We start from the raw sequence: 20,017 nt of genomic DNA on the forward strand, positions 1-20,017 counted from the left end.
CTCCTTACAACGGCCCCGAGATGCCGCCGTCCTTGCGGACCCGCCAGAAGTGCACGGCCATGAAGATGACGATGAGAAACGGCAGCGCCAGCACGTGCAACACGTAGAAGCGCAGCAGGGTGGGTGCGCCCACCTGGATCCCTCCGAGCAGGACGAACGAGACCTGCTCGCCGAACACCGGGGTGTATCCGCCCATGTTGGTGCCGACGGTCACCGCCCACAGCGCCAGCTGGTCCCAGGGCAGCAGGTACCCGGTGAATGAGAGGAGGAGGGTGAGGAACAGCAGGATGACGCCGACCACCCAGTTGAACTCACGCGGCGGCTTGTAGGCGCCGTGATAGAAGACCCGGGTCATGTGCAGGAACACGGTGATCACCATCAGGTGGGCGCCCCAACGATGCAGGTTGCGTACCAGCTGCCCGAAGGCGATGTCGGTGGAGAGGGCGGCGATGTCGGGGTACGCCTGCTCGGCCGACGGCGTGTAATAGAACATGAGGAAGATGCCGGTGATCGTCAGCACGATGAACAAGAAGAAGGACAACCCGCCGAGACACAGCGTGTAGGAGAGGCGGACCCCGTGGCGCTTCACCTTCACCGGGTGGAGGTGGTACAGGAGGTTGTTCATGATGACGTACGAGCGGTTCCGGGGGCTGTCCGAGTAGCCCTTGCGGAAGGGAGAACCGGGCCGGAACAGCGACTCCCACGCCTCGGAGCCGCGGATGCGGTCGCCGAGGCCGGAGATGCGATCTCCCAGCGTCCTCTTTCCTTCTCCGTTGCTGGCCACTCTTCCTCCGTACCCTTCTCAGTCTCAGTCCCGGCGCGCGGCCGGTCAAATCACGTGTCCTAGAACCGCATCCCGTAGGCGTAGCCGTTCTTGTGGTCGCGCTGGCCGCTGTCCACCTCCCACGGTGTGGCCACGCCTCGGGCGTCGGCCTGGGCGGCCACGGAGCCGTCGTACTTGCCCAGCGAGATGACCCCGGTGGGGCACCGGTCCACGCACAAGGCGCACCGCGTGCACTCGTCCTCGTCCACGACGAAGAAACCCAGGTTGGCGGCGCTGTCCCTGGGATCCCCCACGTTTGCCGCCTCGGCGATGGCGTCGATGGAGAGGTAGTGGATGCACTTCCACGGGCAGATGTCGACGCACCCCTCGCAGAGGATGCACTCGACCTGGTCGATGTGAAGGAATTGCTTCGGCTTCACGGCCGCCGTCAGATACTCGCCCTCGACCAGGGTCAGCTGGTAGTCGTCGCGAAACGGTGGGGTCTCGAACCAGACCTCGGCGCGTGCCACCTCAGCCCCTTCCCTTGACCACGGGGCGGCCGTACACCGAAGAGCCCGGCGTCGCCGCCTGGCCGGCACGCTTCGACCGCTCTTGTAGTTGGTAGGCGCCGACCGCCACCACGATGAGCATGGTGGTGGAGTAGCCGGCGGCGATCATGTCCTTGAGTGCCCCGTAGGAGATGCTCACCTCGTTGTTGAGCATCAGCCACTTGGGGATGGTGAGGAAGGTCTTCTGCTGGGACCAGTCGAGCGTGCCCTGGGCGAGACCGAGGAACTGATTGGGGACGATCCCGAAGAGGATCAACATCTCCAGCGTGAACAGGAAGGCGGCGACCGTCGCCAGCGCCCAGGTGAGCCGGCGTCCGTAGATCCAACCCATGATCGCTCCGCCGAGGGCGATCTGTGAGCCGAGGAAGGCGATCAGCTGACCCGAAGTGGGGATCACCCAGCAGGTGGCCGGGTCGTTCTCGAAGAAGGCACAGCGCGGGATCCAGGAGTAGATGTCTCGGCCCACGGCATCCTGTGCGGCAAGCCCGGTGAAGTGGGCGATCAGCACGCCGATGGTGAAGAGGGCGGCGCCGATGGCAATCCCGAGGATGCCGATCCGCCGCCTCTTGTCTTCCGTCACCGTTGCGACTCCTGTTCAGACCGGGCGGCATTGTACGCAGACGGGTGGGGCCGGGAAACCCGCACCGCCACCCCCGGACCGCCCGTCGCGGTCCTGGGGTGGACTGGCTCCGGGGCGGTCGCTCGCGGGGCTAACCTTCCGCGCCGATCAGGACACGGAGGGAACGGGGAGTGCCAGCGCAGGAGACCGGTAGCGGATTGCCCGAAGCTTCCGCACGCTTGACTTCGGCTCTCGTCAGGTCGTGCTTCGTCGCCGCAGCGGCGTTCCTGATCATCGGGCTCGCCCTCTACGGCCTGGCCGCCACCCAGCTCGCCTGGCCCGGGGTCTTCGAGGGTTCGGCGAACCTCAGCTACGGGCGGTTGCTGCCTGCGGGCTCGGCCGCTCTCGTCTTCGGCTGGCTCACCCTTGCCCTGCTCGGAGTGTCGTTCCATGCGGTCCCGAGGATGGTGGACGCCAGGCTTCGCTCTCCGCTCGCCGCCATCGGCGCCACCGGGCTCATTGCGGTCGCCACCGCCGCCGGAGTGGGGGCGATCCTTCTCGGTGACGGTGAAGGCGGACGGTGGCTGGAGTTCCCGGCGGTGGTCGACGCCGCCCTTTTCGCCGGCTGCCTCGGCGTCGCCGCCCTACTGGTGGCCACCGTGCGGGACGGGTCGGGGGCGGGGCTGCCGGTCGCCGGCTGGTACCTGACCGCCGCACCGGTGTGGCTGTTCCTCACCGTGGCCGTGGCGGCCCTTCCGGCGCTCGATGGGCTTCCCGGCGAGATCCAGTCGGGGTTCGTCGGATCGGCCCTCTGGGGGCTGTGGGCCGGAGCGGCCGGCATCGGCGTCGCCTACTACCTCTCCGGACGGCTGTTACCCGATGCCACTTTCCACGAGAGCCTGGGACGAATCGGGTTCTGGTCCCTCTCCCTCACATGGCTGTGGACGGCGGGACGGACCCTTCAGTTCGCTCCCACCCCCGACTGGGTGGAGACGATCCCGGTGGTCTTCGGCGCCGGGCTGGTCGTCGCCGTGGTGACCGTGGTGGCCGACTTCGCCATGGCCTGGCGGGGGAGACGGGGTGAAGTCGCCGCCGCGCCTGCCCTGCGCATGGTCGGCGTCGGTCTGGTCTTCTTGCTCACCGGCGTGATCGCTGCGGTGGTGGCCTCGTTGCGATCGGTGGCGTCGGTGCTGCGCTTCACGCCCTGGGAGTCGGGCGTGGAGGTGATGCTGTTGCTCGGAGCCTTCACGATGTTCGCCATGGCCGCGGTGATCCACGTCGCCTCCGCAACCCGGGGCAAGGAGTGGGGCCGATCCTGGGGCAGGCTGGCACTGTGGCCGGTCGTGGCCGGAGTCGTCATCGCCGCCGGCAGCCGCTTCGTCGCCGGAGTGCAGCAGGGCTTCGGATGGCTCTCCGGGGTGCAGTCGGGTTCCTGGGCCAACCTGGGCGACGGGTTCGAGGTGTCGGTGGTGCCACTGCAGGGTGCCAACGCCGCTCAGGCAGTGGGCATCGCCCTGGTTCTGATCGGAGCGACGGCATTCGCGGTGCGCCTGGGGAGCCTCGCCGGAGGTGGGGGTGTCACCGAATCGGTTCGGCCCGCTGCGGGAGCGGTGGCGCCCGTCACCGGCCTGCTGCGCGTCGCCGTCGCCATCTTCCTCTTGGGGGCAGTCGGAGCGTTCGCCCTCCCCGCCGTCGACGCCGATGCCGGCCCCACCGAGCTCGCCGAGACCAGCCGCGATCTCGCCGACGACGCCCAGGCCGACCTGGGGCGCCAGATCTACCTCGCCGAAGGCTGCTGGCTGTGCCACACCCAGCAGGTGCGCCAGGTGGTGACCGACGTCGGGCTGGGCCCGGTGACCCTGGCCGGTGACCTGGCCTTCGATCCGGTGGGGGTTGCCGGGTACGCCCGCGTCGGTCCCGATCTGGCCCATGCCGGCGTCAGGCCCAACACCAACGATGTCGCCTTCCTGAGGCGCCACCTGGCCGATCCGCGTGATCAGCGCCCGTGGTCGACGATGCCCTCATACCGGCACCTCAGTGCCGACGAGATGAACGCCCTTGCCGCCTACGTCGCGGGATTGGAGTGACCTTGGACGAGCTGATCGCCGCCGCCGCAGCAGCCACCGGGATGCCCGAGAGCATGGTCAAGCGTTCCGCCGCCGCCCGGGCCAAGGCGCAGGGAACCACCGTCGAGGCCGTCCTCGCCGAATGGGCCGGCGTGCCGGTACCCGAAGGAGCCGCCTCCGCCGCTCCGGCCGGCGAGAAGGCTCCCGCCGACGAGGCCGAGGCGGCCGGGGAAACCGGCTCCGGTTTCGAAGTGGAGGTGAAGGGCGAAGCCCCGCCGGCGTCCAAGGAGCCGGCACCTGCTGCCGAGGAGCCTCGGGATGAGCCTGCCGAGGACCTTGTCGTGCCGGCCGGAGCCATCCCCAGATGGCTGGCCGCCCTCTTCGTGGTGGTGCCGGCGATGGCGCTCGCCTACCTGGCCTTCTTCCCCAACGGGCCCAACTGTGGCGATGCCGGGCTGCTGGCGATCGATCCGGTCTCGGGCGAGGCTGTGAACTGCGACGGCAGCGCCTTCGGATCCAGCGACAAGGACTTCTTCGCCATCGGCCAGGAGGTCTACACCTCGGCAGGATGCACCGCCTGTCACGGAGCCACCGGTGGCGGCGCCGGCACCTTCCCGGCGTTCACCGGCGGGGCCCTGCTCACGACCTTCCCCGGTGGGTACTGCTCGGATCAGACCGAGTGGATCCGGCTGGGGTCGATCGGATGGCCCGAGGAGACCTACGGCGCCCCGGGCAAGCCGGTGGGCGGTTCGGGAAGCGCCATGCCGGGTTTCGGGAGCACACTCAGCGACGAGGAGCTGGCAGCGGTGGCCCTGTACGAGCGGGTGGCCTTCGGGGGCGAGGACCTGGAAGCGGCCGAGGCCGACTGTTTCGCCACCGCAGAAGCCGCTGCCGGGGACTGAAACGGGCGGGCCCTCTAGGCGCCGCCGACCACCCGACCGACCGTCGTGACCGCGGCGGCCACGGCAGCATCGTCGACCCCGAGATGGGTCACCATCCTCACCCGTCCCTGGATTCCAGAGGCGCGTACCCCTTCGAGCCGCAGGGCGTCTAGGAACTCCCCGAGCGTCCTGCCTGGAGGCGGATCGAAGTAGACCATGTTGGTCTCGGGGGCCGACACCGCCAGCCCGACCTCGGAGAGCCCCCCTGCGAGACGGGCGGCGTTGGCGTGGTCTTCGGTGAGGCGGTCCAGGTTGTGTTCCAGCCCATGGAGTGCCGCCGCCGCCAGGATCCCCGACTGGCGCATGGCCCCGCCGTACATGTACTTGAAGCGGGTGGCCTCGGCGATGAACTCCTCGCTTCCGGCGATCGCCGCCCCACCCGGGCCGCCCAGACCCTTGGAGAAGTCCACCCAGATCGAGTCTGCCGGGGCCGCCCAGCGATCGGCCGGCACCCCGGTGGCGACGACCGCGTTGAACAGACGGGCACCGTCGACATGCACCCTCGCCCCGCTCCGCCTCCCCAGGTCGCAGACGGCGAGGTACTCGTCCAGCGGCCACACCGTCCCCCCGGCGAAGTTGTGGGTCTGCTCCAGGCTCACCACCGAAGTCCGGGGCTGGTATAGGCTTCCCGGGTCCAGGGCCGCCCCCAGCTGCTCGGCGGTGAACCACCCCGACTCGGTGGCGATGGGCTCGTAGACGATCCCCGACAGCACCGCCGACCCGCCTGCCTCGGAGCGGAACAGGTGGGCCCGGTGGTCGCAGACCACCGCATCCCCGGGTCGGGTGAGGGCGGAGATCCCGACCTTGTTGCACATCGAACCCGACGGAAGGAAGGCGGCCTTCTCCATCCCGAGGATCTCGGCCACGCGTTCCTCCAGGCGGCGGGTCGTGGGGTCCTCCCCGAGTTGCTCGTCGCCTACATCGGCTTCCGCCATCGCCTTGCGCATCCCGCGGTCGGGAAGGGTGTGGGTGTCGGAGAACAGGTCGATCATGAGGATGGCAACGATAGGGCTAGCCGATCCCGGGAGTGCCGGTGAGACACCTAGCCTGCTGGGCTCCATGGTCAAGAGAGACGTCCTCGTCGTAGGAGGCGGTCCGGGTGGTTCGGCGGCGGCACACTGGCTGGCCCGCGCCGGGTACTCGGTCGTGCTCGTGGAGAAGAAGGAGTATCCACGGGAGAAGACCTGTGGTGACGGCCTCACTCCCCGGTCGATCCACCAGCTCACGGAGATGGGGTTCGACTTCGACGCCGCCGAGTTCCACCGGGTAGACGGCCTGCGGGCCTACGCCGGCGAGCTGGTGCTCGAGATGGAGTGGCCGGACCATCCGGTCTATCCGGCGTGGGGAGGCGTGATCAGGCGTGCCGACCTGGATCAGCAGGTGGCGGGGCTCGCCGAAAAGCAGGGTGTCGAGGTCATCCAGCACACCACGGCGCATCCGGTCATGGAGGGCGGCCGGATCGCCGCCGTGGAGTTGAGTTCGGGTGGCGGGGTCGACCGGATCACCCCCGGGTTCGTGGTCGTGGCCGACGGCTCACTCTCCAGATTCGGCAGGGCGCTCGGAGCGGTCCGGGACCGCCGACTTCCGTACGGCCTGGCGGCTCGGGCCTACTTCTCCAGCCCGATGTCGTCGGACGGGTTCATGGAGAGCCAGCTCAACCTGCACGACGAGGCCGGGGCCACCGTGCCCGGGTACGGGTGGGTGTTCCCGATGGGCGACGGCACCGTCAACATCGGGGTGGGCGTCCTCTCCACATTCCATCGCTGGAAGGAGCTGAACACCTCGACCCTGATGCGGGCCATGGTCGCCTCCGCCCCGCCCCATTGGGAGGTGGGCCCGGAGTCTCAACTGGGTGAGGAACGGGGAGGCAAGCTGCCCATGTCGTTCTCCGTGGGACCGCTGGTGGGTCGCAACTGGGTGCTGGTGGGCGACGCCGCCGGGGCGATCAATCCGTTCAACGGAGAGGGCATCGCCTATGCCTACGAGACGGGGAGGATGGCTGCGAGCCATGTCGCCGCTGCCCTGGAGTCGGGCGAGCCCGGCCGGTTGTGGGGATATCGCGACGAGGTGGTGGACACCTACGACCAGTACTACCGCGTGGCTCGGGCGTTCGTGCGAGCCGTGGGTCGCCCCGGCGTGATGCGCGCACTGACCAGGACCGGGCTGCGCAACCGGACCCTCATGGAATGGACGCTGCGGGTGATGGCCAACCTGCTCCGGCCCGGCGAGCGCCACCTCGCCGAGGCGGCTTTCGGGATGGTGGAGCGGTTGGTAAGGCTGGGCCCCGAGCCGTAGGTCGAGGAGCCTCCTGACCCGAGAATGCGCGAGCGGCGACCGGCGTTCTCCGGCCCCTGGATCGCGAGGGCCCCGTTCAGCGGTCGAGGTCGACCCCGTCGATCGTGACCCCTTCGATCCACCCTCCCTGGCGCCTGTCGAGATCCATGAAGAGCTCGACCATGCCCACGGTGGTGAAGCCCATCGCCTTGAAGGCTGCCAGGGCGGCGGTGTTGCGGGCGACCGGTCGCACGGAGATCGAGGACTCGCCGATCCTGTGGCACTCGTCGAGAACCCGTCCCAGGAGTGCCCCGCCCACGCCTGCGCCGCGGTGGGTCGCGCCGACCACCATCGGCTCGACCTCCACACCGTCGCGATCGGTGCGCTGCAGGCCGACCAGGCCGACCACCACCCCGTCGACGACCGCCACCCAGGTGCCCAGCCGAAGCGGTGATGCCAGATGGCGGTCCCAGTCGCCGCCAGGATCGTCGCCACCGATGCCCGGGGCGCCGTAGATCAGGCGGTGATGCTCGGTGAGTTCCACCCACAGGGAGCGGCAGGCGTCGTACTGCTCCGAGGAGTAGGGGACGATCCGGGGGCTGCTCATCGGGTCAAAGGTAGGCGCCTCCACCGGGAGCAGGGTCCTGGCGCGCAACTGGCCGGCCCCATGGGGGCCGGCCAGTTGGCAACGGTGTCGGTGTCAGGCGACCAGGTCCTGCACCCACGAGGCCAGTGCGATCCCGACGACGGCGAAGCCGGCATCGATGGCGAAGCCGGTCCACGACTTCTTCAGCCAGATCACCGAGCTCACGGCGAAGGCGCCTACCACGAAGATCCCGAGTGCCAGCGACGACATCACCAGCGTCTCGAACGACGCCGGGTTCTGGAACGCCACATGGAGCGCCGGGATGAAGTAGGCGATTCCGATGTTGAGCACGAGGAACTGGACGAACCCGAGGATCATCTCCTTGGGCTCGAACGATCCGTCGGCCGACACGTTGTTCTCCCGTGCCCAGGCCTTGCCGAGGAGCGGCCCGTACCAGAGCCACCCGAGTACGAAGATGGCCACGGTGCCCGCAAGCACCGCCAGCCAGTCGAGGTCTCCGAGCGAGTCGAAGAAGTTGCTGAACGTCACGGTCTTCCCTTCCGGTCGGTTGCAGCCCGGACGCTAACTGACGACGGAGGGCCGCGTCGGGCAGAACGCTCGGTTTCGACCGGCCGGAACGGGGACCTAATCTCCGCCGCGACCGTCACAACCCGGAGACATGTCGCTCACCGCGTACCTCCCCATCGCCATCATGTTCGGGATCGTGGTCGCCTTCGCCGTGATCTCGGTGCTGGCCTCCCGGCTGCTCACCGTCAGCCGGCCCACCCCGGAGAAGCTGGAGCCGTACGAGTGCGGCATCGTCCCACTGCAGGAACCGGTTCAGCGCTTTCCGGTGAGGTTCTATCTGGTGGCGATGCTGTTCGTCCTGTTCGACATCGAGATCGTTTTCCTGTTCGCCTGGGCCGTGGTGTTCCACAGCCTCGGTTGGTACGGGGTCGGCGCCGTGGGAGTGTTCACGCTGCTGCTCATCGAGACCCTGGTGTACGTTTGGAAGCGCGGGGCGCTCGACTGGAACGTCCCCGTGCGGCAGCGGTATCGGGCAGAGGCCACCGAGCCTCTCGGGGAGGCCGCCTAGTGGCTGGGGCGTCGGGGCCGCCGAACCTGCTCACCGCCACCCTGGAGAAGGCGGTGGCCTGGGCTCGTACCCGCTCCATGTGGCCCGCCTCGTTCGGGCTGGCGTGCTGCGCCATCGAGATGATGGCCACCGGCGCCGCCCACAACGACCTGGCCCGATTCGGAATGGAGGTGTTTCGCGCCTCCCCGCGCCAGGCCGACCTGATGATCGTGGCGGGCAGGGTGTCGCAGAAGATGGCTCCGGTCCTTCGCCAGGTGTACGACCAGATGCCCGAGCCCAAGTGGGTGATCTCGATGGGTGCCTGCGCTTCGAGTGGGGGAATGTTCAACAACTACGCCCTGGTGCAGGGTGTCGACCAGGTGGTGCCGGTCGACGTCTACGTGCCGGGGTGCCCGCCGGGGCCACAGTCGCTGATGCACGGCATCCTCACCCTCCACGAACAGGTGCGGGCTGCCGCAGGGAGGCGAGCGTGAGCGAGCGCATCGACGCCCTGGTGGCCGGCTTCCCGGGGGCCTCGGTCGAGGACTCCCTCGGGCAGGCGGTGGTGCGCCTGCCGCGCGAGTCGATGGCCGCCTTCGCCGAGTCGGCACGCGGCGCCGGCTTCGACACCTGGATCGATCTCTGCGGCGTCGATCACCTCACCCGCAGCCCGAGGTTCGAGGTCGTCGTGCATCTGCTCTCGCTCGAACCTCCCGAGTTGCTTCGCATCCTCGTCGGAGTGCCCGCCGAGGATCCGGTGGTCCCCACGCTTACCGGCGTGTTCGCCGGAGCCAACTTCTTCGAGCGCGAGGCGTTCGACTTGTTCGGGATCGAGTTCGAGGGCCATCCCGACCTGACCAGGATCCTGCTCCCCGACGAGTGGGTGGGCCATCCGCTTCGCAAGGACGCTGCGGTGGGATCGGTTCCGGTGCAGTTCAAGGAAGCGAACCGAGCGACGTGAGCAAACCCCCCGACCTCGTTACCGGAGACCTGGAGGCGCCGCATGGCGCCCAGGTCGGCCCGTCGGCTGGTCCCGCCTCCGCAGGCTCCGGCCGCACCGCCATGCACGACCTATGGCTTACCGGCACCGACACCCCTGCCGACCTCGCCGGGTTCACCTCGGAGGGCGGCCAGGAGATGGTTCCCGATGAGTCGGAGGCGACCCGCAAGGCGCAGATGGGCACCTCGGTCCTCGACGACTACGACACCGCCGGCAGCGACGACGACGAGACCCAGATCGTCAACCTCGGCCCGCAGCATCCGGCCACCCACGGGGTGCTACGGCTCCAGGTGGAGATGGATGGCGAGACCATTCGTCGCGTCAAGCCGATCATCGGCTACCTCCACACCGGGATGGAGAAGACGGCCGAGGCCCTCACCTTCATGCAGGGCCCGACCAACGTCACCCGGATGGACTATCTCTCGCCCCTGCACAACGAGCTGTGCTTCTCGCTTGCGACGGAGCGATTGCTCGGTGTCGAGGTGCCGGTGCGCGCCCAGGCGATCCGCATCCTGATGACCGAGTTGAACCGGGTGGCCAGCCACCTGCTGTGGAGCGCCACCACCGGCATGGACATCGGGGCCATCTCGATGATGCTCTACGGGTGGCGCGACCGGGAGCTGGTCCTCGGCTTCTTCGAGAAGACGACCGGACTGCGGATGAACCACAACTACATCCGCCCCGGGGGCGTCGCCGCCGATCTACCCGACGGCTGGGAGGACGACATAACCGGCATCGTCACCGGCGTGGAGCGGGGCCTCGCCGAGTACGAGGAGCTGCTTCTCGGCAACCCGATCTTCCTGGAACGAACAGTTGGCGTCGGGTTGGTCACCGCCGACGAGTGCCGCGCCTACGGGGTCACCGGCCCGGTGGCGCGCGCCTCCGGGATCGACTACGACGTGCGCACCCACTTCCCGTACTCGGGCATCGAGCAATACCAGTTCGAGGTCCCGGTGTTCTCCGGCTGCGACGTGCACGATCGGTTCCTGGTCCGCTTCGAGGAGATCCGCCAGTCCCTCCGGATCGTGGAGCAGGTACGCGACACCATCCCTGCAGGGGACTGGCGCACCGAGGACCGCAAGGTGACGCCGCCGCCCCGGGCCCGCATAGACCAGTCGATGGAGGCCCTGATCCACCATTTCAAGATCTTCACCGAAGGGTTCAAGGTCCCTGCCGGGGAGACCTACCAGGCCGTGGAGTCGGCGCGCGGCGAGTTGGGGATGTACCTGGTCTCGTCCGGAGGGTCGAAGCCGTGGCGACTCCACGTTCGCGGGCCCTCGTTCGCCAACCTGCAGGCGGTTCCGGCGATGCTCGCCGGATCGCTCCTTGCCGACACCATCGCCACCCTCGCCTCGGTGGACACGGTGATCGGGGACGTGGACCGATGATCTGGGACGCCTCCGCCGACGAGCGGGCCGAGGCGATCATCGCCCGCTATCCGGATCGTCGCTCGGCGGTGATGCCCCTCCTCTACCTGGTGATGGGGATCGAAGGACGGCTCACCGAGGAGGGGATGCGGCAGGTGGGGGTCCTCACCGGGATGACTCCGGTGCAGGTGGAGTCGGTGGCGTCGTTCTACAACATGTTCAAGCAGGAGGTGGGCGCCCATCTGGTGTCGGTGTGCCGATCGATCTCGTGTCACCTGCGCGGCGCCGGCGAGGTGCTCGACGCAGCCGTCGATGCCGCCGGCACCCATCCTGGCGGCACTTCGGAAGATGGGACGGTCACCGTCGAGTCGGCGGAGTGCATCGGTGCCTGCGGGGGCGCACCTGCGATCCAGGTCGATTACGAGACGGTGGAAGGGCTCACCCCGGAGAAGGTCGCCGAGCTGGTTCACTGGCTGCGCCAGGCGAAACCCGCCGAGGTACGCGGCGACGACCTTCAGGAGCGTTTCGGCGGCGACCGGGCCTTCGACTGGGGCCCGGAGGAGGAGGCTGCTGCTCGGGGCCCGTTCCCGGCGTTCGAGCCGTTCGGGACGGTGGCGCCGTGAAGATCCTCACCGAACGGATGGAGGCCCACCGCGAGGACTCGCACACCCTGAAGCGGTATCTCGAGACGGGCGGTTACAAGGCACTGGAGAAGGCGCTGGCGATGGAGCCCGACGACCTGATCGCCGAGATCAAGTCGTCCAACCTCAAGGGCCGTGGTGGTGCCGGCTTCCCCACCGGTGTCAAGTGGGGCTTCCTCGCCTCCGCCCAGCCCCGCTACCTGGTGATCAACGCCGACGAGTCGGAGCCGGGCACCTTCAAGGACCGCCAACTCCTCGAGCGGGACCCGCACCAGCTGGTCGAGGGCATCGTCATCACCGCCTACGCCCTCGGCGTCAACCATGCCTTCGTCTACGTCAGAGGCGAGTACGCCCGACCGGCGCGTCGCGTGCAGCGGGCGGTCGAAGAGGCATACGCCGCCGGCTACCTGGGCAGGTCGGTGATGGGGGGAGGCTTCTCGCTCGAGGTGACCGTTCATCTCGGCGGTGGGGCGTACATCTGCGGCGAGGAGACCGCTCTGCTCAACAGCCTGGAGGGGAAGCGGGGAGAGCCACGGATCAAGCCCCCGTTCCCCGCAGTCGCCGGGCTGTACTCCCGTCCCACGATCGTCAACAACGTGGAGACGCTGTCCAATCTGCCCTGGATCGTGCTCAACGGCGGGGCCGCCTACGACGCCATCGGGCCCGAGGGCTCGCGGGGCACGCGGTTGTTCTCTCTGTCCGGCCACGTGGCGCGGCCCGGCAACCACGAGGTCGTCATGGGAATGACCTGGCGCGACATGATCTACGGACTGGGCGGGGGCATTCGCGACGGCCGGGAGCTCAAGTGCTGGATCCCGGGCGGTGCATCCGCCCCCTGGTTCACGCCGGCGATGCTCGACGAGCCGGTCACCAACGACGACGCCGCCCGCCTCGGTTCGATGCTCGGGTCGGGGGCGGTCGTGGTCATGGACGAGACCACCAACGTGGTCTCGGCGGCCCTCAGCATCGTGCGCTTCTTCGCCCACGAGTCCTGCGGGCAGTGCACTCCCTGTCGCGAGGGGACCACATGGTTGGAGAGGATCCTGCAACGGATCATCTCAGGCAGCGGCCGTCGCGCCGATCTCGACCTGCTGCTCGAGGTTGGCGGCGGCATCAGCGCCGGGCTGAGATGGCCGCCGGTGATGACCACGATCTGCCCTCTCGGCCCGTCGGCGGTGTCGCCGATCGTCTCGATCATGACCCACTTCCGCGACGAGGTGGCGGCGATGATCCCGGAGGGGGTGGGCAGCGGTGGCTGAGGTCGTGAAGATCACGCTCGACGGCCGCGAGGTCGAGGCGGAGGCGGGCGAGCTGCTGATAGCCGCCGCAGAGAAGGCGGGCACCTACATCCCCCGCTTCTGCTGGCACGCCCGCATGGACCCGGTGGGAATGTGCCGGATGTGCCTCGTCGAGGTCGAGGGACCACGCGGGCGGATGCTCACAACGTCGTGCACCACGCCGGTTGGGGAAGGGATGGTGGTCCACACCGCCTCCGAGACGGTGAAGAAGGCCCAGGAAGGTGTCCTCGAGTTCCTCCTCATCAACCACCCCCTCGACTGTCCGGTGTGCGACAAGGGCGGGGAGTGTCCGCTTCAGGATCAGACGATGTCGCACGGCCCCGGAGAGAGCCGCTATGTCGAGGAGAAGCGCCACTTCGAGAAGCCGATACCGATCAACGACCTGGTGCTGCTCGACCGGGAGCGCTGCATCCTCTGCGCCCGCTGCACCCGGTTCGCCGACGAGATCGCCGGGGACCCGCTGATCGAGTTCATCGACCGGGGGAACCACACCCAGGTCAACACCTTTCCCGATGATCCGTTCGCCTCCTACTTCTCCGGAAACACTGTGCAGCTGTGTCCCGTGGGGGCTTTGACCGCCAAGCCCTTCCGGTTCAAGGCTCGGCCCTGGGACCTGGAGGCCGCCGAGAGCACTTGTACCACCTGTGCCGTGGGCTGCCGGGTGTCGGTCCAGGCCTCCCACAACGAGGTGGTCCGCATCATTGGTGTCGATGTGGACGCCACCAATCAGGGCTGGCTGTGTGACCGGGGGCGTTTCGGGTTCGAGCACCTGAGGTCTCCGTCCCGGCTCGACACCCCCATGGTGAGGCGGGACGGCGAGCTGGTTCCTGCCTCGTGGCCGGAGGCGCTCGAGGCCGCAGCCGCCGGGCTCGGTGCCACCATCGCCGAACATGGTCCGGGTTCGGTCGCCGGCATCGGCGGCGCCCGCAGCACCAACGAAGAGGCCTACGCCTTCTCCCGGCTCCTGCGCTCGGTGATCGGGACCGGCAGCCTCGACGCCTCTCTGGGTGACGATCCTTCCGCCGACTTCCTGCTCGGTGTCACGCCGCGTGCGGTCATCGCAGACCTGGAGCAGGCTCGAACCGTGCTGGTGTGGGGTCCCGACCTGAAGGAGGAGCTCCCTGTGCTCCACCTCCGGGTGCGCCGCGCCGCCACCGCACTGGGAGCCACCCTGATCGTGGTGGCTCCAGGCGCCACCGGCCTCGACCCGGACGCCGACCACGTGCTTCGGTACCGACCCGGCGAGGGCCCCGCTCTGCTCCAAAGTCTCGCCGCCGGGGAGGGCGACTTGAAGGCGGTCCGTTCGGCACTCGATTCGGGTCCGGTGGTGGCGGTGATCGGGCGCACCGGGGTCACCGACACTCGGGAGCTGCCGGATGCGGTCGCCCGGTTCGTGGTCGGCCTCGCCGACGCCCGGGTGCTTCCGGTCGCCCGCCGCGGAAACCTGTTCGGGGCCCTGGACATGGGGATCTCGCCCGGCCTCCTTCCGGGCCGTCGCCGCGCGGAAGACGCCGCAGCATTGGAGTCCCAGGCCTCCGCATGGGGCTCACCTGTGGCCGGCCCGGGAAGGAACGCCTCCGAGATCCTTGCCGGCATGAGCGACGGCTCGGTACGAGCGCTGCTCCTGCTCGGGTCGGACCCGGCGGGCGATCACCCCGAGCGGCTCCTTGCCACTTCCGCCTTCTCCTCCGGCGCCTTCGTGGTCTCGTTCGACATGTTCCTCAACGACTCCAATCGAAATGCGGCGGTGGTGTTCCCCGTCGACGGGTTCGCCGAGGTGGAGGGCACGGTCACCAACTTCGAGGGACGGGTGCAGAAGGTCAACCGTGTGGCCCCGGGTGTCGGTGCCTCCCGGCCCGCGGTCGAGGCCCTGGCCGACCTCGCCGAGAGGCTCGGCGGTGCCATCCCTGCCTCTGCGGCGCTGCTGGCGAAGGAGATCACGCAGTGCGTACCCGGGTACTCCAGGGTCTCCTGGGAGAGCCTCGACTGGGGTGAGGGTCGCGACGGGGTCGTCATCGAGGAGTCCCTTCCGGGGTACGAGCCGGCCGCGGCGAAGGCCACCGACCCGGGCGCGCTGGCCCTGCACTCGGCTCGCCGGTTGTACTCGGGGGGCACCACGATGATCGCCGGGCCATCACTGGCGCCGCTGCTCGCCGATCCCACTGTCGCCATGCACCCCGACGACGCCGATCGCCTCGGCCTTGCCTCCGGGGACAGGGCCACCGTGAAGAGCGGGGGCGTCACCATCACGGCTCCGGTCGAGATCGACTCGGGCCTGCCCCAGGGCACCGTCTTCGTCCCGCTGACTCCGGCCACCGCTCTGGGCACAGATCCTGCGGTGTCGGTGACCGCCGGAGATCCGTCATGACGGGATTCCTCGAGACCCTGTTCGCCTCGCCGTTCTGGTCGGCAGTGGTGAAATCGGTGGTCGCCTTCGGCCTGCTCATGGTGACCACCCTGCTGCTGGTGTGGATGGAGCGGCGCGTGGTCGCCCTCATGCAGAACCGGTACGGGCCCAACCGGGCGGGTCCTTTCGGCATCCTGCAGACGGTCGCCGACGGCGTGAAGCTGTTCTTCAAGGAGAGCATCAGGCCGCGCAAGGTCGAGCTGGGCCTTTACCTGCTGGCGCCGGTCGCCGCCGCCATCCCGGCGTTCCTGGTGTTCCTGGTGGTCCCGATCGGGGCGCCGATCACCATCGGATCCACCGTCGTCGATCTTCAGGTGACCGACCTCAACGTGGCCCTGCTGTTCATCCTCGCCATGTCCTCGATGGCGGTGTACGCCGTGGTGTTGGCGGGATGGGCTTCGGGATCCAAGTACCCGCTGCTGGGCGGGGTGCGGGCCACCGCCCAGATGATCTCCTATGAGGCGGCGATGGGCCTGGCGCTGGTCCCGGTGGTGGTGCTGGCGTCGGCCAAGCTCGCCAACGGCGTATCGACGATCGGCACGATGTCGTTCTCCCAGATCGTCGCCCTGCAGTCGGGTTCGTTCCGCGGTTTCATCCCCGGGTGGTTCGTGTTCTGGCTGTTGCCTTCGTTCCTGATCTTCTTCGTCGCCGCCGTCGCCGAGACCAACCGGCCTCCTTTCGACTTGGTCGAGGCGGAGAGCGAGATCGTCGGCGGGTACCACACCGAGTACTCGGGCATCCGGTTCGCCCTCTTCTTCCTCGCCGAGTACATCAACATGTTCAACGTCTCGGCGATCGCCGTCACCCTCTTCTTCGGGGGATGGCTCGGTCCCGACTTCGGCCTCCCGTCGTGGATCGCCTGGGCTATGCCCACTGCGTGGTTCCTCCTCAAGACCTACACCTTCGTGTTCGTCTTCATCTGGATCCGGGCCAGCCTTCCCCGGCTGCGATACGACCAACTGATGAGCCTCGGCTGGAAGCGGCTGATACCCCTCTCGCTTGTGTGGCTGGTGCTGTTCGCACTGGTGCGGGCGTGGCAGTCCTTCGGAGCGCCCTGGTCATGAGGAGGCGACACCCATGAGCGGGCCATTCTCCGGATTCCTGGTGACCCTCCGCCAGATGTTCCGACCCAAGGTGACCATCCAGTACCCGGAGGAGAAGCGGGTCAAGCCACAGCGGTTCCATGGCCGTCATGTGCTCAACCGGGCTCCCGACGGGATGGAGAAGTGCATCGGCTGCGAGCTGTGCGCCGGGGTGTGCCCCGCCAGGTGCATCTACGTGCGGGGCAAGGACAACCCGGCGGACGCCCCGGTCAGTGCCGGTGAGCGTTACGGCTTCGTGTACGAGATCAACATGCTGCGCTGCATCTTCTGCGGGCTCTGCGTCGAGGCATGCCCCACCGAGGCGATCACCATGACGCAGCTGTTCGAGATGTCGGTGTCGAGCCGCGAGGACGCCATCTACACCCGTTCGGAGCTGCTCATGGATCCCGACGGCGCCGTGCCCCACCCCCAGCCGGACAGCATCCTCTTCGATCGCGGCGAGCTGCGCATCGCCGACGGGTGGATGCGGGCGACCGCCCCATCCGGGCGGGCCGCCTACCAGGGGGTCGTGGGTTGGAGCCCCACCGCCGGTGTCGGGACCCGGCCGCCGGAGCAGGGCCAGTCGGCCGGCGCCGCTTCCGAGGCCACCGACGAGAGCATCTCACCTGCAGAGAGCGAGGCGGGCGATGGCTGAGACCGTGATCTTCGTCGTGTTCGCCCTGGTCGCCCTCTTCGGAGCCGTGACCATGGTGTGGGCCCGCAACCCCGTGTACTCGGCGCTCGGCCTGATGCTCACCATGTTCTCCATCGCCGTGTTCTACGTGTCCAACGCGGCGCACTTCATCGGCGTGGTCCAGGTGATCATCTACGCCGGGGCGGTGATGACCCTGTTTTTGTTCGTGATCATGCTGATCGGGGTGGACAAGGCCGAGGATCGTTCGGAGAACCTCCCCCTGCAGCGGCCGATGGCCATCACCCTGATCGTCCTGCTGGCCGCCGGAGTGATGCTCGCCGGCCGCCACGCCTGGGTCACCGGTGCCACCGCCACCGTCGGCGGCGCCGAGGGGACCATCGAGGCCATCGGCCAGGAGCTGTTGCGCAACTGGCTGCTGCCGTTCGAGGTCACCGCCCTGCTGCTGATCGTGGCTGCGATCGGCGCCATCTCGCTGGCCCTGTTCCGCGACGGCGAGGAGGCGGGCGAATGACCGTCACCCCCGGCTGGTACATGGCCCTGGCGGCGGTCCTCTTCGTCATCGGGACCGGGGGGATGCTGCTGCGGCGCAACGCCCTGGTCATGTTCATGTCTGTTGAGCTCATGCTCAACGCGGTCAACCTCACCTTCGTGGCGGCGGGACGCGAGTTGGGCGCCATCTCCGGGCAGGTGGCGGTGCTGTTCGTGATGGTGGTCGCCGCCGCCGAGGTGGTGGTCGGGCTGGCGATCATCGTCACCGTGTTCCGCCGCCGCCGCAGCGCATCGGTGGACGAGCTGGCGGAGATGCGCGGATGACCGAAGCGCTCGTCTCCGCAGCCATCCTGGTGCCCGCCGCCGGCGCCCTCCTCCTGCTCTTCGCCGGTCGGAGGATCGGTGAACCGCGCGCCGGGTGGCTGGGGACCGCCACGGTGGCCGTGGCGTTCGCCGGCGCCGCCATCGCCGCCGGTGGCTTCTTCGCCGGGAACGGCGAGACGGTGATCGTGGAGTGGTTCGACTGGCTGCCCGGTTTCGGCGTCACCTTTGCACTGCGCTGGGATCCTCTGTCGGCGCTGATGACCCTGGTGGTCACCGGCGTGGGCTCGTTGATCCACCTGTTCTCCATCGGCTACATGCACGGCGACCCCCGCTTCGCCCGCTTCTTCGCCTACCTGAACCTGTTCGTCGCCTCGATGCTCACGCTGGTGCTGGCCAACGACTTCGCCGTGCTCTTCGTGGGATGGGAACTGGTGGGCCTGTGCTCCTACCTGTTGATCTCGTTCTGGTTCGAACGGGAAAGCGCCGCCGCAGCCGGGAAGAAGGCCTTCATCGTCAACCGGGTCGGCGACGTCGGGTTCATCGTCGCCCTCATGCTGCTCTTCTCCGAGTTCGGCGGGCTCGACTTCGACCGGGTGCTCGAGGGCGCCCATGGCCTCGCCGGAGGCACCGCCACCGCCATCGGCCTGCTGTTCCTGGTGGGAGCGGCCGGGAAGTCGGCACAGCTCCCGCTGTATGTGTGGCTTCCCGACGCCATGGAGGGGCCGACGCCGGTTTCGGCTCTGATCCATGCCGCCACCATGGTCACCGCCGGCGTGTATCTGGTGGCCCGGGCGGCCCCGGTGTTCGCCGCCTCCGAGGTGGCCGGCGCCGCGGTGGCGATCGTCGGAGCGGCAACCGCACTGTTCGCCGCCACCATCGCCCTCGCCCAGAACGACATCAAGAAGGTGCTGGCGTACTCGACGATCTCGCAGCTGGGGTACATGTTCATGGCGGTCGGCGCCGCCGGGTACGTCGCCGGGATCTTCCACCTGATGACCCACGCCTTCTTCAAGGCGCTGCTCTTTCTCGGGGCCGGTGCGGTGATCCACGGCATGCACGACGAGCAGGACATGCGACGGATGGGGGGCCTGGCCCGCCACATGCCGGTCACCTTCGCCACCATGGGGATCGCCTGGCTGGCCATCTCCGGCCTCCCGCCGCTGGCCGGGTTCTGGTCGAAGGACGAGATCCTGGGGACCCTGTTCGAAAGAGGAGGGGGCTGGAGCCTGCTCTTCGGCGTCGGTCTGGTCACCGCTGCCCTCACCGCCTTCTACATGACCCGCATGATGTGGCTCACCTTCTTCGGGACCCCGCGGTGGGCGGACGGAGTCGAGCCCCACGATCCCGGCATGGCGATGAAGGCCCCACTGGTGTTGCTGGCCGGGCTCTCGGTGATCGGTGGCCTGGTCAACACACCGTTCCGCACCGCCCTGGAGCACTTCCTGGACCCGGCGTTCGAGCTGGTCCACCTGGCCCATCCGGCATCGGGGACCACCGCTGTGATGCTGGCAGGGGTGTCGGTGCTGGCGGCGGTCGTCGGGATCGGCCTGGCGGCCATCCGGTACCGGGCCTATCGCCAAGAGCAGGGCGGTCTGTGGCAGATGCTGGGCCGGGGTTACTACGTGGACGACGTCTACGGACAGGTCTTCGCCCGGGCAGGGAAGTTGGGAGCGGCGTGGATGGCGTTCCGCTTCGATGCCGAGGTGATCGACGGAGCCGTGGAAGGCGCCGGTGGGTTGGTGCGGCGGGTCGGGGGATGGCTGCGCCCTCTGCAGACCGGGTTGGTGCGCACCTACGGCCTGGGCGTGGTGCTCGGCGGCGTGGCCCTCCTCGCCTGGTTCCTGACCAGGGGGGCGCTGTGATCCACACCCGGGGCGACCTCTCACCGAAGTGCAGCGATCGCCCGACGCGTCGCTCGCTG

Annotated in this window: 20 protein-coding genes and 1 pseudogene; 15 read left to right on the top strand and 6 right to left on the bottom strand. The window is 68.6% G+C overall.

Annotation, left to right across the window (positions count from 1 at the left end):
- Positions 1–4 precede the first annotated feature (4 nt).
- From extP to QY307_08380, 3 genes are read right to left on the bottom strand one after another with little or no spacing between them, the layout of a single operon-like run.
- The gene (gene extP, locus QY307_08370) at positions 5–784 is read right to left on the bottom strand and encodes a selenite/tellurite reduction operon b-type cytochrome ExtP (protein ID WKZ82094.1); all 780 of its coding nucleotides are present in this window, start codon (positions 782–784) and stop codon (positions 5–7) included.
- Between the two features lie 59 nt (positions 785–843).
- Entirely contained in the window at positions 844–1,293 is a 450-nt protein-coding gene (locus QY307_08375; GenBank protein ID WKZ82095.1) for a 4Fe-4S binding protein, read from the bottom strand.
- Between the two features lies 1 nt (position 1,294).
- Positions 1,295–1,912: a hypothetical protein gene (locus QY307_08380; GenBank protein WKZ82096.1), complete on the bottom strand. Its 618-nt coding sequence runs from the start codon at positions 1,910–1,912 to the stop codon at positions 1,295–1,297.
- Positions 1,913–2,130: 218 nt separating this feature from the next.
- Between QY307_08380 and QY307_08385 the strand changes: the two genes are divergently transcribed.
- Both QY307_08385 and QY307_08390 read left to right on the top strand, forming a co-directional pair.
- Positions 2,131–3,978 carry a cbb3-type cytochrome c oxidase subunit I gene (locus QY307_08385; protein ID WKZ82097.1) on the top strand — a complete coding sequence of 616 codons (1,848 nt, stop codon included), beginning with the start codon at positions 2,131–2,133 and terminating at the stop codon, positions 3,976–3,978.
- The gene (locus QY307_08390; protein ID WKZ82098.1) at positions 3,975–4,859 is read left to right on the top strand and encodes a c-type cytochrome; all 885 of its coding nucleotides are present in this window, start codon (positions 3,975–3,977) and stop codon (positions 4,857–4,859) included. Before QY307_08385 ends, QY307_08390 begins: the two co-directional genes overlap by 4 nt.
- Positions 4,860–4,873: 14 nt before the next feature.
- On the opposite strand, the gene QY307_08395 is transcribed toward QY307_08390, so the two are convergent.
- Positions 4,874–5,890 (bottom strand): threonine aldolase family protein, encoded by a 1,017-nt coding sequence (locus tag QY307_08395; protein ID WKZ82099.1) that lies wholly within the window; start codon positions 5,888–5,890, stop codon positions 4,874–4,876.
- Between the two features lie 67 nt (positions 5,891–5,957).
- On the opposite strand from QY307_08395, the gene QY307_08400 reads away from it, so the two are divergent.
- Positions 5,958–7,193: a geranylgeranyl reductase family protein gene (locus QY307_08400; protein WKZ82100.1), complete on the top strand. Its 1,236-nt coding sequence runs from the start codon at positions 5,958–5,960 to the stop codon at positions 7,191–7,193.
- A gap of 76 nt (positions 7,194–7,269) precedes the next feature.
- On the opposite strand, the gene QY307_08405 is transcribed toward QY307_08400, so the two are convergent.
- Both QY307_08405 and QY307_08410 read right to left on the bottom strand, forming a co-directional pair.
- Complete coding sequence (locus QY307_08405; protein ID WKZ82101.1) at positions 7,270–7,779, bottom strand: GNAT family N-acetyltransferase; 510 nt, start codon at positions 7,777–7,779, stop codon at positions 7,270–7,272.
- 93 nt (positions 7,780–7,872) lie between these two features.
- Positions 7,873–8,307, bottom strand: coding sequence for a DUF1761 domain-containing protein (locus QY307_08410; GenBank protein WKZ82102.1), 435 nt, complete (start codon positions 8,305–8,307; stop codon positions 7,873–7,875).
- Positions 8,308–8,437: 130 nt separating this feature from the next.
- On the opposite strand from QY307_08410, the gene QY307_08415 reads away from it, so the two are divergent.
- The 12 genes and pseudogenes from QY307_08415 (at position 8,438) to nuoL (ending at position 19,958) form a co-directional block, all read left to right on the top strand.
- Positions 8,438–8,854 (top strand): NADH-quinone oxidoreductase subunit A, encoded by a 417-nt coding sequence (locus tag QY307_08415; protein ID WKZ82103.1) that lies wholly within the window; start codon positions 8,438–8,440, stop codon positions 8,852–8,854.
- Positions 8,854–9,306 (top strand): annotated as a pseudogene (locus tag QY307_08420) (NADH-quinone oxidoreductase subunit B family protein). The gene QY307_08415 and the pseudogene QY307_08420 overlap by 1 nt, the downstream one beginning before the upstream one ends.
- Positions 9,307–9,323: 17 nt before the next feature.
- Entirely contained in the window at positions 9,324–9,794 is a 471-nt protein-coding gene (locus QY307_08425) for an NADH-quinone oxidoreductase subunit C (GenBank protein ID WKZ82104.1), read from the top strand.
- Positions 9,791–11,221, top strand: a complete 1,431-nt coding sequence (locus tag QY307_08430) for an NADH-quinone oxidoreductase subunit D (GenBank protein ID WKZ82105.1) — start codon at positions 9,791–9,793, stop codon at positions 11,219–11,221. Before QY307_08425 ends, QY307_08430 begins: the two co-directional genes overlap by 4 nt.
- Positions 11,218–11,823: an NAD(P)H-dependent oxidoreductase subunit E gene (locus QY307_08435; GenBank protein ID WKZ82106.1), complete on the top strand. Its 606-nt coding sequence runs from the start codon at positions 11,218–11,220 to the stop codon at positions 11,821–11,823. Before QY307_08430 ends, QY307_08435 begins: the two co-directional genes overlap by 4 nt.
- A complete protein-coding gene (gene nuoF / locus QY307_08440; GenBank protein WKZ82107.1) occupies positions 11,820–13,100 on the top strand; it encodes an NADH-quinone oxidoreductase subunit NuoF in 1,281 nt (426 codons plus the stop codon). The genes QY307_08435 and nuoF overlap by 4 nt, the downstream gene beginning before the upstream one ends.
- Positions 13,093–15,507 (top strand): NADH-quinone oxidoreductase subunit NuoG, encoded by a 2,415-nt coding sequence (nuoG, locus tag QY307_08445; protein ID WKZ82108.1) that lies wholly within the window; start codon positions 13,093–13,095, stop codon positions 15,505–15,507. Before nuoF ends, nuoG begins: the two co-directional genes overlap by 8 nt.
- Positions 15,504–16,610 carry an NADH-quinone oxidoreductase subunit NuoH gene (gene nuoH / locus QY307_08450; protein ID WKZ82109.1) on the top strand — a complete coding sequence of 369 codons (1,107 nt, stop codon included), beginning with the start codon at positions 15,504–15,506 and terminating at the stop codon, positions 16,608–16,610. The genes nuoG and nuoH overlap by 4 nt, the downstream gene beginning before the upstream one ends.
- Before the next feature lie 13 nt (positions 16,611–16,623).
- Positions 16,624–17,283 carry an NADH-quinone oxidoreductase subunit NuoI gene (gene nuoI / locus QY307_08455; protein WKZ82110.1) on the top strand — a complete coding sequence of 220 codons (660 nt, stop codon included), beginning with the start codon at positions 16,624–16,626 and terminating at the stop codon, positions 17,281–17,283.
- Entirely contained in the window at positions 17,276–17,794 is a 519-nt protein-coding gene (locus tag QY307_08460) for an NADH-quinone oxidoreductase subunit J (GenBank protein WKZ82111.1), read from the top strand. Before nuoI ends, QY307_08460 begins: the two co-directional genes overlap by 8 nt.
- Positions 17,791–18,096, top strand: a complete 306-nt coding sequence (gene nuoK / locus QY307_08465; protein ID WKZ82112.1) for an NADH-quinone oxidoreductase subunit NuoK — start codon at positions 17,791–17,793, stop codon at positions 18,094–18,096. Before QY307_08460 ends, nuoK begins: the two co-directional genes overlap by 4 nt.
- Complete coding sequence (gene nuoL, locus QY307_08470; GenBank protein WKZ82113.1) at positions 18,093–19,958, top strand: NADH-quinone oxidoreductase subunit L; 1,866 nt, start codon at positions 18,093–18,095, stop codon at positions 19,956–19,958. The genes nuoK and nuoL overlap by 4 nt, the downstream gene beginning before the upstream one ends.
- Positions 19,959–20,017: the final 59 nt, after the last annotated feature.

It is taken from the genome of Acidimicrobiia bacterium, assembly GCA_030584185.1.
Classification (GTDB): domain Bacteria; phylum Actinomycetota; class Acidimicrobiia; order Spongiisociales; family UBA11373.

Coding starts and splice junctions, on each gene's coding strand:
- QY307_08395 (WKZ82099.1), bottom strand. CDS start 5,890: ATGATCGACCTGTTCTCCGACACCCACACCCTTCCCGACCGCGGGATG.
- QY307_08400 (WKZ82100.1), top strand. CDS start 5,958: ATGGTCAAGAGAGACGTCCTCGTCGTAGGAGGCGGTCCGGGTGGTTCG.
- QY307_08405 (WKZ82101.1), bottom strand. CDS start 7,779: ATGAGCAGCCCCCGGATCGTCCCCTACTCCTCGGAGCAGTACGACGCC.
- QY307_08415 (WKZ82103.1), top strand. CDS start 8,438: ATGTCGCTCACCGCGTACCTCCCCATCGCCATCATGTTCGGGATCGTG.
- QY307_08435 (WKZ82106.1), top strand. CDS start 11,218: ATGATCTGGGACGCCTCCGCCGACGAGCGGGCCGAGGCGATCATCGCC.
- nuoH (WKZ82109.1), top strand. CDS start 15,504: ATGACGGGATTCCTCGAGACCCTGTTCGCCTCGCCGTTCTGGTCGGCA.
- nuoI (WKZ82110.1), top strand. CDS start 16,624: ATGAGCGGGCCATTCTCCGGATTCCTGGTGACCCTCCGCCAGATGTTC.
- QY307_08460 (WKZ82111.1), top strand. CDS start 17,276: ATGGCTGAGACCGTGATCTTCGTCGTGTTCGCCCTGGTCGCCCTCTTC.
- nuoK (WKZ82112.1), top strand. CDS start 17,791: ATGACCGTCACCCCCGGCTGGTACATGGCCCTGGCGGCGGTCCTCTTC.
- nuoL (WKZ82113.1), top strand. CDS start 18,093: ATGACCGAAGCGCTCGTCTCCGCAGCCATCCTGGTGCCCGCCGCCGGC.